Consider the following 666-nt stretch of genomic DNA (forward strand, 5'->3'; position numbering starts at 1 on the left):
CGCGGTTTCCGTCCGCGCTGAGGGAACCTTTGGGCGCCTCCGTTGCTCTTTCGGAGGCGACCGCCCCAGTCAAACTGCCCGCCTGAGACTGTCCGCAGCCTCGTTACGGCTCTCGTTAGAATTTCAATAAAACAAGGTTGGTATCCCACCATCGACTCTGCGTACACTGGCGTGCGCGCTTCTACGTCTCCCAACTATCCTGTACATCTTCTACCAAAATTCAATCTCAGGTTACAGTAAAGCTCCATGGGGTCTTTCTGTCCAGTCGCGGGTAACCTGCATCTTCACAGGTACTTCAATTTCACCGGGTCCCTCGTTGAGACAGTGCCCAAATCGTTACACCTTTCGTGCGGGTCGGAACTTACCCGACAAGGAATTTCGCTACCTTAGGACCGTTATAGTTACGGCCGCCGTTTACTGGGGCTTCAATTCTCTGCTTCGCCTTGCGGCTAACACGTCCTCTTAACCTTCCAGCACCGGGCAGGTGTCAGCATCTATACATCAGATTTCTCTTTAGCAGACGCCTGTGTTTGTGGTAAACAGTCGCTTGGGCCTCTCTTGTGCCACCCATTCCCGCTCCGGATGTTTCTTTCCTTCACGTACTCTGGGTTATCCTTTTCCCGAAGTTACGGATACATTTTGCCGAGTTCCTTAACGAGGGTTTTC

The 666-nt window shown here is 52.6% G+C and carries 1 rRNA gene; it reads right to left on the minus strand.

Going from position 1 to position 666, the window contains the following annotated elements:
- Window positions 1–666 (minus strand): 23S ribosomal RNA (locus PGX78_RS09030); the annotation flags it as partial.

The sequence above is a fragment of the Megasphaera sp. AF13-6AC genome (assembly GCF_027685385.1).
GTDB classification, from domain to species: domain Bacteria; phylum Bacillota; class Negativicutes; order Veillonellales; family Megasphaeraceae; genus Megasphaera; species Megasphaera micronuciformis.